Origin of the sequence: Streptomyces sp. NBC_01618, assembly GCF_045209435.1 — a bacterium.
Taxonomy (GTDB): Bacteria; Actinomycetota; Actinomycetes; order Streptomycetales; family Streptomycetaceae; genus Streptomyces.
Genome location: NZ_CP109297.1, coordinates 5,655,520 through 5,671,850 on the forward strand (window position 1 = coordinate 5,655,520; position 16,331 = coordinate 5,671,850).

Sequence of the window (16,331 nt, forward strand, 5' to 3'; positions counted from 1 at the left end):
CCCTTGGTGTGAGGTGCCACAAGACCGGACGAGGGAAGGGAATCGGCCATTACCTGTGGGGCGGATGCGCATTCACGGGCCGTGAGGGGCGCGCCGGGTGTGTCCTGCGGTTGGCAGCGCGCGCCGGGAGCCGGTCGCGCGCCGTGGTCGCGGGGCGAGGTCCATGGCCGACATCGAGGGGCGAGTTCCATGGCCGACATCGAGGGGCGAGGTCCATGGCCGACATCGAGGGTGACGGAGCGGCGCACACCGTGGTGCGTCCCCTCGGATCCGTAGGTCCCCTGCAATGGTGGAATACGTGAAGGCCATTCGTCGATTCACCGTGCGTCCCGTCCTCCCCGACCCCCTTCAACCGCTCAGCGACCTCGCCCGCAATCTGCGCTGGTCCTGGCACACCGAGACCCGTGAGCTCTTCCAGGCCGTCGACCCGGAGGTCCGGCGGACGGCGGAGCGCGACCCGGTGCGGCTGCTCGGTGCCGTATCCGCCGGGCGACTCGCCGAGCTCGCCCGCGACGAGCAGTTCCTGCACCGGCTGACCGAGGCGTCCGCGGACCTCCGGGACTATCTGGACGGACCCAGGTGGTACCAGGAGCAACTGGCCCAGGGGGCGGAGCTGCCGGCCGCCGTCGCCTATTTCTCACCCGAGTTCGGGGTGACCGCCGCTCTGCCCCAGTACTCCGGCGGACTCGGCATCCTCGCCGGGGACCACCTGAAGGCCGCCAGCGACCTCGGCGTCCCCCTCGTCGCGGTCGGCCTGCTCTACCGGCACGGCTACTTCCGCCAGAGCCTGTCCCGCGACGGCTGGCAGCAGGAGCACTACCCGGTACTCGATCCGAACGAGCTGCCGCTCACCCAGATGCGCGAAGCCGACGGCACCCCGAGCCGGGTGGTGCTCGCCCTGCCCGGCGGCCGTTCGCTGTACGCCCACATCTGGCAGGCCCAGGTGGGACGCGTACCGCTGCTGATGCTCGACTCCGCCGTGGAGGAGAACGCGCCGGGCGAACGCGAGGTGACCGACCGGCTGTACGGCGGCGGCAGCGAGCACCGGCTGCTCCAGGAGATGCTCCTCGGCATCGGCGGCGTACGCGCGGTACGGACGTACTGCCGTCTCACCGGGCATCCGGCGCCCGAGGTTTTCCACACCAACGAGGGGCACGCCGGGTTCCTCGGGCTCGAACGCATCCGTGAACTCTCCGGTGCCGGACTGGACTTCGACTCCGCGATGGAGTCCGTACGGGCCGGCACCGTCTTCACCACCCACACGCCCGTGCCCGCCGGGATCGACCGGTTCGACCGCGAACTCGTCGCCCGGCACTTCGGGGACGACGGCGAACTCCCGGGGGTCGGCGTCGAACGCATCCTGCAACTGGGCATGGAGACCTACCCCGGCGGCGAGCCCGAGCTCTTCAACATGGCGGTCATGGGACTGCGGCTGGCCCAGCGGGCCAACGGGGTCTCCACCCTCCACGGCTCGGTCAGCCGGGAGATGTTCGCGGGGCTGTGGCCGGGATTCGACGCGGCGGAGGTGCCGATCACCTCGGTGACCAACGGCGTCCACGCGCCCACCTGGGTCGCGCCCGAGATCCTCCGGCTGCGCAAGGACTACGGCGGCACACCCGGCCGCTGGGACTCCGCCGCCGACATCCCGGACCGGGAACTCTGGGACCTGCGGCGGTCGCTGCGCGCCCAACTGGTCACCGAGGTGCGGACACGGCTCTACGCCTCCTGGCGCGGCCGGGGCGCCGAAGCCGCCGAACTCGGCTGGATCGACAACGTGCTGGACCCGGACGTGCTGACCATCGGCTTCGCCCGGCGGGTGCCCTCGTACAAGCGGCTGACGCTGATGCTGCGCGACCGCGACCGGCTGCGGGACCTGCTGCTCCACCCGACCCACCCGATCCAGATCGTCGTCGCCGGCAAGGCCCACCCCGCCGACGACGGCGGGAAGCGGCTGGTGCGGGAACTGGTGCGGTTCTCCGACGATCCACGGGTGCGCCACCGCATCGTGTTCCTGCCGGACTACGGGATGGCCATGGCGCAGAAGCTCTACCCGGGCTGCGACGTCTGGCTCAACAACCCCCTGCGCCCGCTGGAGGCCTGTGGTACGAGCGGCATGAAGGCGGCGCTCAACGGCTGCCTCAACCTCTCGGTCCTCGACGGCTGGTGGGACGAGTGGTTCGAGCCGGACTTCGGCTGGGCGATCCCGACGGCCGACGGTCTGGCCCTGGACGAGGACCGCCGCGACGATCTGGAGGCGGGCGCCCTCTACGAGCTGATCGAGGACAGGATCGCGCCGCGCTTCTACGACCGGGGCGGCGAGGGACTCCCCGAACGCTGGATCGAGATGGTCCGCCGCACCCTGGGCATGCTGGGGCCCAAGGTTCTGGCGGGGCGCATGGTGACCGAGTACGTGGAGCGGCTGTACGCGCCCGCCGCGCTCGCCCAGCGTGCGCTGGACCCCGGCGCGGCGCGGCAGCTCGCCGACTGGAAGGCCCGGGTCCGCGCCGCCTGGCCGCGCGTCGCCGTCGACCATGTGCAGGCGGTGGCGCCCGACACGGCGGGCGGTTCGGCCGAGCTGGGGTCGACGCTGGTGCTGCGGGTCCGGATCGGCCTCGGGGCGCTGGAGCCCGGCGATGTGGAGGTGCAGGCGGTGGCCGGCCGGGTGGACGCCGCCGACGGGATCTCGGACGCCCAGTTCTTCCCGCTGAAGCCCGCCGGGGGCCAGGACCTGGAGGGCCGCTGGCTGTACGACGGTCCGCTGGCCCTCGACCGCACCGGCCCGTACGGCTACACCGTGCGGGTGCTCCCCGCCCATCCGCTGCTGGCGACCGGTGCGGAACTCGGCCTGGTGGCGCTGCCCACGGAGTCGGCCGGGGACGGCGCGGGCGTGCTGATGCGCTGACGTACCGTCCGCCCGGCCCCGTACCCGTTGCGGACGTGAAACCGCCCGGGAGGAAGCGAGAGCTCCTCCCGGGCGGTTCGTTCGTATCGGAGCCGGAGCCGGCTCCTGGTTCAGCGGGTCGATGGGTTCAGAACGTCAGCTTGAAGCTGTTGATCTTTCCGGTGTCGCCCGAGTAGACGTCCTGCACCTTCAGCTTCCAGGTGCCGTTGGCCACCTCGGAGGAGGCGTTGACCGTGTAGGTCGTCTGGACGTTGGCCGCCGAGTCGAAGATCGAGGAGTTCTTCAGCCGGTAGGCCGTGCCGTCCGGTGCGACGAGGTCGATGACCAGGTCACCGCGCCAGGTGTGGGTGATGTCCACGCCCACCTTGAGGGTGCTGGGCGCGTTGCCCGTGACGCCGGTGACGTTGACCGAGCTGGTGACGGCCGCGCCGCGGTCCGGGATGGCGACCGGGGTGGTGTTCTCGAAGACCGTGCCGCCGGGGTCGCCGCCGCCACCGGGGCGCGAGCCGACGTTGATGCCGGCCCAGGCGTCGGCGACGGACTTGTACTCGGCGCTGGCCGTGCCGTACAGCTCACCGGCCACGGCGAGGGTACCGGTGCGGGCCGCCGCGTAGTTGGTGGTGGAGGTGAACTTGGTGGCGAGCGCCTTGAACCAGATCTGCTCGGCCTTGTCGCGGCCGATGCCGGTCACCGGCAGGCCGTCGGAGGTCGGCGAGTCGTAGGAGACGCCGTTGATGACCTTGGCGCCGCTGCCCTCGGAGAGCAGGTAGAAGAAGTGGTTCGCCGGGCCCGAGGAGTAGTGGACGTCGACGTTGCCGATGCCCGAGTACCACGCGTCCTTGGACGCGCCGTCCTTGCTCGGCTTGTCCATGTAGCGCAGCGGGGTGCCGTTGCCGTTGATGTCGATCTTCTCGCCGATGAGGTAGTCGCCCTTGTCGCTGGCGTTATTGGCGTAGAACTCGACCGCGGTGGCCATGATGTCGCTGGTCGCCTCGTTGAGGCCACCGGATTCGCCGCTGTAGACCAGCTTGGCGGTGGCGGCGGTGACACCGTGCGACATCTCGTGCGCGGCCACGTCGATCGAGGTCAGCGGCTTCGCGTTGCCGCTGCCGTCGCCGTACGTCATGCAGAAGCAGCTGTCCTGCCAGAAGGCGTTGACGTAGTTGTTGCCGTAGTGGACGCGGGAGTACGCGCCGACACCGTCACCCCGGATACCGGAGCGGCCGTGCACGTTCTTGTAGTAGTCCCAGGTCTCGGCCGCGCCGTAGTGGGCGTCCGCGGCGGCCGTCTCGGCGTTCGACGGGTTGCCGTTGCCCCACACGTCCGTGGAGTTGGTGAACAGCGTCCCGGTGCCGGAGGTGCCGCGGTTCAGGTTGTACGTCTTGTGGTTGCCCCGGCCCGTGTCGGTCAGCGTGTACGACGGCGCGGTGCCGAGGGTGACCTGGCCGCTGTACTGGGTGTTGCCGACGCCGTTCTCGACCGCCTGCCACTCGTACAGCTTCGCGCCGGTGGTGGCATCGGTGATGACGTGCAGCTCGTTGGGCGTGCCGTCGTGCTGGAGACCGCCGACGACGGTCTCGTAGGCGAGCTGCGGCTTGCCCTGCGCCATCCAGACCACCTTGCGGGGTGCCCGGTCGGCCTCGGTCTTCTTGGAGCCGTCGGCCTTGGCGCGGCCGAGCGCCTGCTTCTCGGCCGCGGCGGGCGCGATATCGGCGGTCGTGTCCACGGCCTTCAGCTGGCCGCTGGTGACCTTGGACGCCTTGGTGACGCTCTTGGTCGCGCCGGCCTTGGACTCCTGGACGACCAGGTCGCCACCGAGCACCGGAAGTCCGGCGAAGGTGCGCTCGTAACGCGTGTGCGTGGTGCCGTCGTTGTCCTGGACGACGTCCCGGACGACGAGCTTCTCCTGAGAACCGAGACCGAGTTCCTTGGCCGTGGCCGCCTTGCTCGCGTCGGCCTCACGGATCAGCTCGGCGCGCTGGGACGGGGTGAGCTGCTTAGCCAGTGCACCGTGCTTGGCGCCGGCGGTCGCCGCCGCGGTGGTGCTGCCGGGAGTGGCAGTGGCCGTACCGGCCTGGACTCCGACGGCGAGGAGGGCTGCTGCGGCTATCAGAGCGCCGGTCGCGGTGGCACGACGGCTGGGCGTTGATCTCACGCGGGCTCCTTCTGCGAGGGGGGTACCGGCGGCAGGGTGGCCGTCGGGAGAACGAGAAGTGCGCGGAACGGGGTGAAGAGTGTCAGCCGGAAGACGGTCCTGTCAGGACCGCGTCAACAAGTTGGCCGGAAGTCGTCCGTTGCCGTAAAGGTCATGTTCGTTAAGCGGACGTTTCGCCGATCATCACCGCGATGCCGTCCAGCGTCCTGCGCAGGCCGAATTCGAAGAGTTCGTCGAGATCGAGCTCGAACTCCTCGTGTTCGAACCGCGAGTTGAGGAGCGGGTAGTCGCCACTGGCCGAGATGGCGTCGAACTGTGGCTCATTTCTTACCATCCACTCCGCGGCGGACAGCCCGGTGTCCTGACGCGCCTGTGTCTCCATGTCCTCGGCCATGGCAAGCCCCTGGACGTGGGCGAAAATGGTGAGATGGATGTGCAGCTTCGTGTACGGCGGTAGCCCGGTGCCGGCCAGGGTGTGCAGCACCCACTCCGTGTACCGCATAGCGTGCGGGGACGCTGTCGGCCGGGTGAAGGAAGCCACGGCCTGCGCCATGGCTGCAACGGTCGGATTCGCGGCGTTCTTCTCCCAGTGCGTGCAGTCCGTCCTGGGCAAGAGTCCCCTCGAGGCGGCCATGTGGAGCCTGGTGCCGTCCCTCGGTGTCATGGTCGCCGCGCCGGCGGCCGGTGCGTTCGCCCGGCGGTTCGACCGCGGGTACGTCATGGGCGGCGGGTTCCTCGTCTCCGCTGCGGGCTTCCTCTCACTCACCCGGATCGGGACCGACTCGCCGCTCTGGGTGACACTCGCCGGGTCCGCCGTCTACGCGGGCGGCCTGGTCTCCGCGATGACGCTCGCCAACGAACTCGCCCTGGGCGCCGCACCGCCCGAGCGCGCGGGCTCCGCTGCCGCCGTCCTCGAATCGGGTCAGGAGCTCGGCGGCGCCCTGGGGATGGCGATGCTCGGTTCGGTCGGCGCCGCCGTCTATGGCCGGGATATGAGCGCTACGGCCCCCGGCGCACCCGACGCCGCGCGGGAGACCCTGTCAGGCGCGGTCGCGGGCGCCCGGCAGCTCCCGGACCAGCTGCGGGACGCGGTACTCCCCACGGCTTTCCGCGCCTTCACCCACAGCCTGAACGCAGCCGCGGCCGGGGCCGGGGCCGCGATGGCCGGGGCCGCCGTGCTCTCCGTCGTCCTGCTCCGGGGCGCGGCGTCCGTAACGGCCGACGGACCGGGCGGCCACGACCGTGCCGAGGAGAAGCCACGGTCGTGACGGAGCCCGCCGCCCCGGTGCGCGGCGGGGTGCGTCAGTGCGTGGTGAGCACCATCCGGAAGCGGGCGGCGCCGGACAGCATCTTCCGGTACGCCTCGTCGGCCGCGTCCAGCGGCACGGTCTCGGTCATCGGGCGGATTCCGCGCAGGGCGCTGAACGCCAGGGTGTCCTCGACGTCCTGCGCGGTGCCGGACGGGTGGCCCCGGACGACCTTGCCGCTCATGAGCAGCTGGGTCGGGCTGATTCCCAGCGGTTCGGGGTCCGCGCCGATGACGACCAGCTCGCCGCGGGGCGCGAGGCCGTCCACAGTCGCCGTGATGGCCCCGGAGTTGGAGGCGGTGGCCAGGACGACCCTGGCGCCGCCGAGGGCCTGCAGCGCGTCCGCGACGGTGGTGTCCGACGTGCTGTCGATGTAGTGGTGCGCGCCGAGGTCCCGGGCGAAGTCGGCCTTGGCGGCTCCGCGGGCGATGGCCACCGTCTCGAAGCCCATCGCGGCCGCGAACTGCACACCCAGATGGCCGAGGCCGCCGATGCCGAGCACGGCGACCAGGTCACCCGCCCGCGCGGAGCTGCGCCGCAGCCCGTTGTACGTGGTCACCCCCGCGCAGCCCATGGGCGCCGCGTCGGCCGCGTCCAGCGCGTCGGGGATCCGGGCCAGGGCGTCCACCGGCGCGATCACCGTCTCGGCATAGCCTCCGTCGTACGCCCACCCGGGCACCTTCAGATACCGGCACACCATGAAGTCGCCCTGCCTACAGGGCGTGCAGTGGCCGCAGCTGCCGCCGAACCAGCCCACCGCCACCCGGTCACCCACCCGCCAGGCGTTCTCCGCCCCCTCGCCGAGCTCCTCGATCCGCCCGGCGATCTCATGCCCGGGGACCACCGGGAACCGTACGCCCAAAAGCGCGTCGTTCACGAAGAAGGCGTCACTGTGGCAAACCCCGCAGGCATCCACGGCCACCCGTACATGGCCGGGGCCGGGGCGCGGTACCTCACGCTCGACGATCTCGAACGGACCGCCGGCGGCTGCGACCTGCGCGGCCCGATAGACGTTGGAGACGCTCATCTGGATCTCTCCGGGATACGGGGACACGGGTGGACGGCCCCCCGGAATCAGCAGACCAGCTCCGGCCCGATCACGCACGCCGGGTGGAGCGGGCGAGGGGCGGGCCCGGGCCCGTCGTCACACCCCCGTCGTCAAACCCCGCGCGCGCCCCGTACCCTTGTAGGAAGCGCGACTTCGTGAGCACTGGCTCCTGCGGATACGTCGGAATCCGCGGGTGATGAGCAGCGCTCGTGTCGACTGATCCTGAGCAGAACTCCGTGTCCGGACGTTTTTGGTAGTCACCGTGAGTAGCGACCCTTGGGATCTGAGAGCCGGCGGGAACAGACGACTCGACCTCGGCGGCTTGGCGATGGACGCGTTACCCACTGAGGACGCTGCCTTGCTCGCTCGGGTTGGCGGTGTGAGCTGCCCCGAGCGCTGACAGCACCGGCATCGCCAAACTCCGCGGCAAGTGGCGCCCAGCGCTGCCGCATGGTGGCGCGGATCGACGGCAAGGTACGCATCGGCGCTGGTCGCGAGATCCATTGCGCACTCGGACCGAGATGTGCCCATCGAGTGCGCATCCTCAGCCGACATTGCGCGTCGACTCGCGGATCCTGGACTCAGTGTAGGGAGCGCGGGATCGTGAGCATGAGTTCCTGCGGGAACGTCGAAATCCGCGAGTGATGAGCACTGCTCGTGTCGGCTGATCACGAGCAGAAACCGGCACCAGGATATCGAGTGCGGTCACTGTGAGTAGCAGCAGCTCTGTGATCCGCATTCCATAACGTTCGGCCCGGGTGTGAGGTCGGGTGGGCCGCGTTCGATCGCGGTTACCAGAGCACACTGAAGAGATGGGCACTGAGTGACGTTCTCTCAGCGGGAATCATTTTTAGATTCTGTTGGGTACGAGGGCGGCGTCGGCGATGTCGCCGATCCGGCTGGGGCTGAGGGTGACGTACTGCAGAGTGCCAGTGTTGCTTCAGTTCCGCGGCGGGGCGCGGGTACCTCTGATCGAGCAATGCTCAAGACCTGTGGATCAGTCCCTGGGAGGGACGCGGAGGGCGTACCTTCCCGAATGATCCTGTGATGGTCACCGAGTAGGCCCGCGTTCGCAGCGCGGGCCGGGAAGGTACGCCCGTGCTCAGCGTAGTCACCGACGACGGCTCCACCGAATCCGGCTCCCTGATCGATGAGATCGTGCGCGAGGGCGCCCGCCGTATGCTCGCCGCTGCCCTGAAGGCCGAAGTCAACCAGTACATAGCCGAGTTGGCGGCGGAGACGGAAGGCGCCGGCCGCCGCCTGGTGGTCCGCAACGGCTACCACCAGCCGCGGACCGTGGTCACGGCCGCCGGGCCGGTGGAGGTGAAAGCGCCGCGGGTGAACGACCGCCGCGTCGATGAGGCCACCGGGGAGCGCAAGCGGTTCTCCTCCAGGATCCTGCCGCCCTGGTGCCGCAAGTCACCGAAGATCTCCGAGGTGCTGCCGCTGCTGTACCTGCACGGCCTGTCCACCGGCGACTTCGTTCCGGCGCTGGAGCAGTTCCTCGGCGGCACGGCAGGGCTGTCACCTGCGACGGTGACGCGGCTGACGAAGCAGTGGCAGGACGACCACGCCACCTTCCAGGACCGGGACCTGTCGGAGTGCGACTACGTGTACGTGTGGGCCGACGGCGTGCACCCCAAGGTCCGGCTGGGTCAGGCGCACTCGTGCGTGCTGGTCCTGCTCGGCGTCCGGCTGGACGGCACCAAGGAGCTGATCGCGCTTGCCGAGGGACTGCGCGAGTCCACCGAGTCGGGGGCCGACCTGCTGCGCGACTGCCGCAGGCGCGGCATGCGCGCCCCCGAGCTGGTTATCGGAGACGGCGCAATGGGGCTGTGGAAGGCACTGGCCGAGGTGTTCCCGGCTGCCCGGCACCAGCGGTGCTGGGTTCACAAGGCCAGAAATGTCACGAACTGCCTTCCGAAGTCTGCACAGCCAGGCGCGACGAAGGCGATGCAGGTGATCTATAACGCCGATGACCGCGCCCATGCCGAGAAGGCGATCGAGGCGTTCGCGAAGACCTACGGCGCGAAGTGGCCCAAGGCCGTCGCGAAGATCACCGACGACCGGGAGGAACTGCTGGCGTTCTACGACTTCCCGGCCGAGCACTGGATCCACCTGCGCACTACGAACCCGATCGAGTCGACGTTCTCCACAGTCAAGCTCCGCACCAAGGCCACCCGCGGCGCCAGCAGCCCGGCCGCAGCCCTCGCGATGGTGTTCAAGCTCGTCGAATCCGCCCAGGAACGCTGGCGCGCGATCACCGGAGCCCACCTGGTGCCCCTGGTCCGTGCGGGCGCCCGGTTCGAGAACGGCGTCCTGGTCGAGCGTTCTGAAAGGATCACAGCATGACCGGCCAACGGCACGCCGCCACCGAATCCCACCGACCCTTTGCTGAACCCGTTCGGCTCGACCTGTCCGATCCCGACACCCTGCGTCATCTGTGGGACCTTCAGCGGGCCTCCTACGCGGTCGAAGCCCGGCTCATCGGCTTCGACGGCATCCCGCCCCTGCACGAGACCCTTGAGCAGTTGCGCGCATGTGACGAGTCCTTCCTCGGGGTTCGCGACGAGTTGAGACTTGTCGGAGCGGTCGCCTGGACCCGCTTGCCGAACGATGCTCTGGACATCTGCCGCCTCGTGGTCCATCCCGTCGTGCATCGCCGCGGCGTCGCAACGGCACTGCTCGACGCTCTGGACTCAATCGAGCCCGCGGAACTGACCGTCGTCTCCACCGGAACTGCCAACCTGCCCGCGGTTGCGCTCTATCGTCGGCGCGGATTCATACCTGTCGGCGAGCGCCAGATCGCGCCCGGCGTCACGGTCACACTGCTGGAACGCAAGAACGCATCAGCATCTCAGCCAATCCACAACTCTTGACAATTGCTCCCTCTGATCAGGCTGTTCGTGGTTCGCGTGTCCACGTGCAGGTCTCGCTCCAACCGTCCCTTCGGGCGTCGGGCGTCGCGCGTCGGGCCGGGACGAGGATGCCGATGCCGGCGCCGATGTATCCCTTGTCGAAGAGTGTGGGCAGGCCGTGGGCCGCGGCCTTATGGAGCGGGGGAGTGCGTGGATGCGGGCGTCGGCGATGTCAGGGGTGGAGCCGGGCTCAGCGCCGGAGACCCATAGCGGAGTGCGGTCGGGGGCCGGGAATTTGCACGTTTCCGCCGAACGCCTTGTTTTTCTGGCTGAACCAGAGGTCGTTGCCGTTGTCGCGGCCACCGGCGACGCGGTCGGGGGCGATCAGGGGTGCCGCCGAGGATGATGTGACTGGTGCCTTCGCGTCGGCAGCGGTCGAGGGCCTCGTGGAGAGCCAGGCTTGGGCGGCGAGGAGGTCGATGCCCTCGTAGAGGTAGCGGTAGCCGGTGGCCTGCGAGACGCCGGCCTCCCGGGCGAGGCGGTGCGCGCAGCCGCGTTCACGGAACCAGCACTGCATGGCGGAACGGGATCAGAGTACGCGAGGTCCTCGGCGTCCTGACCCGGCGGCGGTGGGCGGCCAGCAGGCGGGCCAGGTACGCCACCACGTGGTGTGGGACGTCCAGTATGGCAACAAGGTGGCCACCGCGGAGCCTCTGGGTTTTTCGCAGCGGACGACCTGTGGGAGAGAACGGTCCTGCAAGGAGCTCCACACGTTTGTCTGCGGCCGGGGCATCCACGACCGCCCCGGCCAAACCCAACACCTCAGCCATCACATGGTCATTTCGCTGAGAAATCGTCAGTTACCAGTGTAGTCGTCATGAGTCGCAGACAGCTCTTGGGGATTGATCCGGCAGGTACAGCGACCATTCCTGCCGGGTGAGATCGCGGACAACCGCCTTGCAGATCTGTTGAATCGACTCGGGAGGATGCGGAAGGTGAACATCCCACAGGCGCACTGGTAGCGAGTTGCTGTCACTGGTGGCGAGAGTGCGCCCGTCCGGACTGAAGTACAGGCCATTCGTGGTACCGCTGTCATGCAGGGTGGCCCAGAGGTGGTCGATGGCGATGTCCCACAGCTGTACACCCTCGTCACTTTCGACAGCCAGGATGCGGCTGTCCTTCGGATGGAATGCCACACCAGTGCTGCTGCTCGTTCCCGGAAGTGTCCGGACCTTTCGAGTTTTTACGTCCCATAGTTGGACCCCTTTGCCCGCTCCCCAGGTGGCCAGGATGCGGCTGTCCTTCGGATGGAATGCCGCACCAGTGCTGCTGCTCGTTCCCGGAAGTGTCCGGACCTTTCGAGTTTTTACGTCCCATAGTTGGACCCCTTTGCCCGCTCCCCAGGTGGCCAGGGTGTGCCCGTCGGGATCGAACTCCAGATCAGTTTGGGCGCTTGTTCGTGGGAGTTGCCAGGCTTTTCGGGTCTTCAGGTCCCATAGTTGGACCCCTTTGTCTTTCCCCCAGGTGGCCAGGGTATGCCCGTCCGGATCGAACTCCAGATTGGTCTCGCTGCTCGACCCCGGAAGTGGCCAATCCTTATGAGTGTTCAGGTCCCACAGCCGGACGTCCGCGCTGTCGGAAATGGCGAGAGTGCGAATATCCTTGGGGTGGAAGGCAAGAGCCATGGTTCCCGCAGGGAGCATTTCGCTCCCGCCGTTGACCGCACCCCGCAGGTGTGCCTGGCGATCGATCTTTCCTTCCATTGTGTAGGTCGGTCCAGTGGCGACAAGGTGACCTTCGGGGCTGAACTTCACCGGGAAGCCGCCCAAAGGACTGTCCGACAGCGTGAGGGGCCCCAAGAGCCGGCCGACAGGTGCCCCTTCGTCGTCACACGATGGATTGTTCTGGGACTTTTCTGCATGGTAGTCCCACAACGTCGCGATAGAGTAAGGGAATGCGGGGGCAGAAGCGGCAAGTGTCCTCCCGTCCGGGCTGAAGGCCACCGGGCCGTTTCCGGTACAGGGAAGAATGCCTCGGGCCTGATGGATGCTGGCGTCCCATAGCCGCACCATTTCGCGGTCTTCGTCAATGGCGGCAAGAGTGCGCCCGTCCGGACCGAACGCGACGGACGTGAAAGGTGTGCGGCTGAGAGTGGCCTGGAGCTGGCCGGTTTCCGAGCTCCATAATTGGACTCCATTCCCGCCGCTGGTGGCGACGGCCTTGCCGTCCGGATTGAAAGCCACCGAGACGAAATCAGTGCTGGCCAGGGTAGCCTTGTTCTGACCGGTGGTGGCGTCCCACAGCTTCACCTTTGCCCCCACCGCTCCGCCGGGTCCGGTCGCGAGCTTCTTTCCATCAGGGCTGAACGCGACAGAGGACGCAGAGTCTTCGGATTCTTCCCCCGGAGATTCGCGTAACACTTTGCCGGTCGCGACATCCCATAGCCAGGCCAAATCGTTGCCTGCGGCAAGCGTGTGTCCATTGGAACTGAAGGCCACGGATTCGATGGAACCGCTGCTCGAAGCGCCTGGATCGTCGAAGCTCCGGATAAGCCTACCGGTGCCCATGTCCCACAATTCGACGTCGCCGTCGACACTTCCCGTGGCTAAAGTATTCCCCTTCGGATCCACAGCCACAGCACTGATAGTTCTGCTGCGGGCGACGGTGTTCAGAAGTTTTCCAGTGGCCGTGTTCCTGATTTGCACCCCCTTGGTCCCGGCAAGGGCAAGGATTCCACTGTTTTCAGGGTCGAACGCAATCGAACTAAGGGTGTCGCCGTAGGTGAAGGTGTGGAAGGTTTTACCGGTTGTCGCGTCTCGTAGTTGCACACGGGTGTCACGAGAAATCGCGAGAATATTCCCGTCGTGGGGATCGAAGGCCACCGAGCGGGCGTCCTCGGGGACATCAAAACTTCGCGTCAGGGGGAATTGGGACGCACCCTCAAGGCTCGCGGTTGCCTCGGCTGTGGGGCTCGTGCGATACGCCTGGACAGCCAACAACAACGCGAGGTCGGCGTTCTCGGTGAGGAGGCTTGCCGATTGGGCGGAGAGCTGCCGGGACAGGGCCTGCCGCTCTGCGGTGGCGGCGCTGCGCTGTTGCTGGAAGGCGATACCTGTGGCGATCAGTGCGAGGACGACCAAGGCGATGAGAGCGATGTTGATGCGCCGCGTGCGACGGATGGCTCTTTGGTGGTGGCGCCGACTGGCTGTGACGATCGCAGAGACATCGGCCGGCAGCGGCCGCTGTCCAACCCACTGCAGACCTTCGGCCAGGAGGGACCCGTCCAGAAGATCCCCGGACAGGCCGCTGCGGGAATAGCGGATCTGATGTTCGGCGACACGGTGCAGCCAAAGGTGGAACTGCTGATCACGGGCGACCCACTTGCGGAGGTTGACCCAGTCCCGGACAAGCGCGTCGTGGATGAGTTCGGCCGCCGGTTCCCCTGCAGTCGCACCACGGGGCGTGGTGGCTCCGGTGATGACGATCCGGTAGCGGGTGAGGGACGCCAGCACTGCATCGAAGACGGACTCGGCGTCCGGACCTCCCCGGTGGGCGTCGACCACCAGGGAACGCAGACGGGTGAGAGGGACAAGGTGGCGTGTGGCGGGGATACCGCCTGACTCGTCCGCGGGACGGACAAGCGCGGTCAAGAGCCGCCGCGCTATGGGCCGATGATCGTCGGGCAGTTGGTTGAGAGCCATATCGCACCAAGTGGTCATACTGCCGGTGACCTGGCCGGTTCTCTCGTACGCGGCGTGAGTCAGTCGACCGTCCTCGCGGCGCCGCCACAGCTCCCGCAAGGCGAGCTCCAAGGGCGGCAGCAGGGTTACCGGTGCCTGCCGGCCCGTGGACTCGACCTCGAGAACGTCATTGATGATCCGCTCGGTCAGGCCGTTCTCGATACGCAGGCCGACGGCCTCGGCCGGCTTGGTGATAATCGCCTCAAGTTCCCGGCGGCCCACGGTCGCGGGCACGTTCAGCAGTCCCGGAAAGGCGGCTCGCATAAGATGAGGGGCGAAGGCGTCGAGAGGAGCGTAGAAGTCGTTGCGCATGATCAACAGAATGGTCACGGCGACTGGGGAGTCACTCAGTTCCACAAGCTGACTTGCCGCGCTCTGCCGCCTTTCGGACGCCCCACTACCGGATGCGGGGCCCGGCTGAGTGAGGAGTTCCTCGAACTGGTCGACGACCAGCAGCAGTCGATCGAAGTCGGGCTCCGTCTCGAGGCGGGCCTCGACCGCCGCTGTCAGGCCGTAGGTGGAGGCGCCGGGCAACCCCGCACTCTCCAGTTCCGCGAAGAAGTCCGGACCGGGCCGAACGACCACAGACAGCCAGCGATCGCTGCCCGGGAGTGCCCCGCTGGCCAGAGCAGGCAGCACACCTGCGTTGACCATAGAGGTCTTTCCCGCTCCGGAGGAGCCCAGCAGCATCAGCATCCGCCGATGCCCTCCAAGCGCCTCCAGGACCTCCTCCACCGCCGCGTCACGGCCATGGAACCAGCCGACGTCCCCGGCGGTGAACGGCTCCAAACCCAGATACGGGCACACCTCATGCTCAGCCAGCTCGGGCCGAACCTGACGCAGCACATCGACCGGTGTGGCATACGCGATGCCCAGCCCCCTCAGGTGGGCATCAGGAGTGGTGATAGAGGTGACCATGCCAATCACCAGCCCGGTCGCCCCGTCCACGACCGGCCCGCCGCTGAACCCGGTCGTCAGGCTGTTGGCCCCCGACAGCTGCAACAGCTCGCCTGTACCGGTGCTGTCGGGCAACAAGTCACCGGCCGTGCCGTAGCCGAAATGGCCGCCGGGCGGTGCCTGGGTGGGAAACCCGAACGAGGAGACCCTGTGTCCCTGACACCCCGCCCCCGACCCCAGCGACAACGCTCGTACGCCTGCCGGAACACTGTTCAGCTCCACGAAGGCGATGTCTTCGGCCTCCGGTTTCCGCCACTGCTCTGCTGGTACCTCACCCCACACCCGCGGCGCACTCGGCAGGTGCGGGAAGGCGAGCTCCACCCGGCCGTCTGGCCCCTGTCCGGCCGCGCGCACGACATGTGCACAGGTGACGACGACACCCTCACCGGCCAGAAAGCCCGCCCCGGCCACCTCACCGTCCGCTGCCAGTACCTGGACCACCGAATCCGGCACGGACCCATGTGCCTCACCGGAGGCCGTCAGATCAGGGGCAGCCCCCACAAAGCTGTTGCGGCCGTGGCCTGTCGACAGGCCGTCCCTGACACTCATGCTCCGGCGTCCCCCGCAGCGGGTGTGGGCTCATCCTTCTTCCAGAGCAACCGGATCTTCAGATGAACGGCTACGTCGCTCTTGATGATGATGGCACCGGTCTCAGACGAGAGATCGACCCCGAACTCCACCTCCGCCTCGTCCGGCCCGGCCTCCTTCAACTGCTCCAACACGGCCCGCGCGGTCTCCCGAACTGGCACCAGAGCGGCCTGCAGCGTCTGAGGCAGCTCACGGATCGCATCCCCGACCCGCCCCGCTTTCACCGGCCCGCCGAGTTCCAGTTCCGGCCCAGCCTCGAACAGAATCGCCCCGCCGCCTTCCAGCGGTACCCGCGTTAAGCCCTGCATCAATTACCCCTCCAAGAGATCAAAACATGCCATCGAGCACGCTGCCTGACAGCCGATCACATCCGCCATCGCGGGGGAGGCCGAACTGAAGAACTCACTGCCTGGGATTGGTCCGCTTTGACGGACATTCGTGATCAGGGGCTTGGCCCCGTATCAGGGTGTGTCCAGCGAGTAGCGCGCCATCCCATGTGCCGAACGGACCCGACGCCATGGCTCCGACTCGGCGAAATCCCTCAACCGGAGCTGAGAAAAGGGAACTTCACGTGTCGACCCGTCCACGTACCGAATCGACGCCGTGGGGCTCTTGCTCTTGATGCGGCCCTTGCCTGAGCGTGCTGTCGCCATACCGGGACGGTACGAAGGACTTCTCTCGCGCATCCCGGAAGATCGCAAACGACCAACAACTGACTACTACAGACCGTGATCGTTGCTCATGATCGCCTGGATTTGCTCGGACGGTGCTCATGG

The 16,331-nt window shown here is 67.8% G+C and carries 10 protein-coding genes; 4 read left to right on the top strand and 6 right to left on the bottom strand.

Features of this window, described 5'->3' with window-relative positions:
* Window positions 1–298 precede the first annotated feature (298 nt).
* The gene (gene glgP / locus OH735_RS26380) at window positions 299–2,902 is read left to right on the top strand and encodes an alpha-glucan family phosphorylase (RefSeq protein WP_406386740.1); all 2,604 of its coding nucleotides are present in this window, start codon (window positions 299–301) and stop codon (window positions 2,900–2,902) included.
* 127 nt (window positions 2,903–3,029) lie between these two features.
* Here glgP and OH735_RS26385 read toward each other — a convergent pair whose 3' ends face one another.
* Together OH735_RS26385 and OH735_RS26390 are read right to left on the bottom strand one after the other, a co-directional pair.
* Entirely contained in the window at window positions 3,030–5,057 is a 2,028-nt protein-coding gene (locus tag OH735_RS26385; protein WP_406384116.1) for a M4 family metallopeptidase, read from the bottom strand.
* A 160-nt stretch (window positions 5,058–5,217) separates the two neighbouring features.
* Complete coding sequence (locus OH735_RS26390; protein WP_406384117.1) at window positions 5,218–5,610, bottom strand: TetR/AcrR family transcriptional regulator C-terminal domain-containing protein; 393 nt, start codon at window positions 5,608–5,610, stop codon at window positions 5,218–5,220.
* Between OH735_RS26390 and OH735_RS26395 the strand changes: the two genes are divergently transcribed.
* Window positions 5,609–6,325 carry an MFS transporter gene (locus tag OH735_RS26395; RefSeq protein WP_406384118.1) on the top strand — a complete coding sequence of 239 codons (717 nt, stop codon included), beginning with the start codon at window positions 5,609–5,611 and terminating at the stop codon, window positions 6,323–6,325. The genes OH735_RS26390 and OH735_RS26395 overlap by 2 nt on opposite strands.
* A 34-nt stretch (window positions 6,326–6,359) precedes the next feature.
* On the opposite strand, the gene OH735_RS26400 is transcribed toward OH735_RS26395, so the two are convergent.
* Complete coding sequence (locus tag OH735_RS26400) at window positions 6,360–7,391, bottom strand: alcohol dehydrogenase (protein ID WP_406384120.1); 1,032 nt, start codon at window positions 7,389–7,391, stop codon at window positions 6,360–6,362.
* Between the two features lie 1,119 nt (window positions 7,392–8,510).
* Here OH735_RS26400 and OH735_RS26405 point away from each other — a divergent pair.
* Both OH735_RS26405 and OH735_RS26410 read left to right on the top strand, forming a co-directional pair.
* Window positions 8,511–9,764, top strand: coding sequence for an IS256 family transposase (locus OH735_RS26405; RefSeq protein ID WP_406384121.1), 1,254 nt, complete (start codon window positions 8,511–8,513; stop codon window positions 9,762–9,764).
* Entirely contained in the window at window positions 9,761–10,291 is a 531-nt protein-coding gene (locus OH735_RS26410) for a GNAT family N-acetyltransferase (RefSeq protein WP_406384122.1), read from the top strand. Before OH735_RS26405 ends, OH735_RS26410 begins: the two co-directional genes overlap by 4 nt.
* A 229-nt stretch (window positions 10,292–10,520) precedes the next feature.
* Here the strand turns inward: OH735_RS26410 and OH735_RS26415 are convergent, their stop codons facing one another.
* The 3 genes from OH735_RS26415 to OH735_RS26425 form a co-directional block, all read right to left on the bottom strand.
* Entirely contained in the window at window positions 10,521–10,847 is a 327-nt protein-coding gene (locus tag OH735_RS26415) for a hypothetical protein (protein WP_406384123.1), read from the bottom strand.
* 298 nt (window positions 10,848–11,145) lie between these two features.
* Window positions 11,146–15,516 (bottom strand): trypsin-like peptidase domain-containing protein, encoded by a 4,371-nt coding sequence (locus OH735_RS26420; protein ID WP_406384124.1) that lies wholly within the window; start codon window positions 15,514–15,516, stop codon window positions 11,146–11,148.
* Entirely contained in the window at window positions 15,513–15,863 is a 351-nt protein-coding gene (locus OH735_RS26425) for a CU044_2847 family protein (RefSeq protein ID WP_406386742.1), read from the bottom strand. The genes OH735_RS26420 and OH735_RS26425 overlap by 4 nt, the downstream gene beginning before the upstream one ends.
* Window positions 15,864–16,331: the final 468 nt, after the last annotated feature.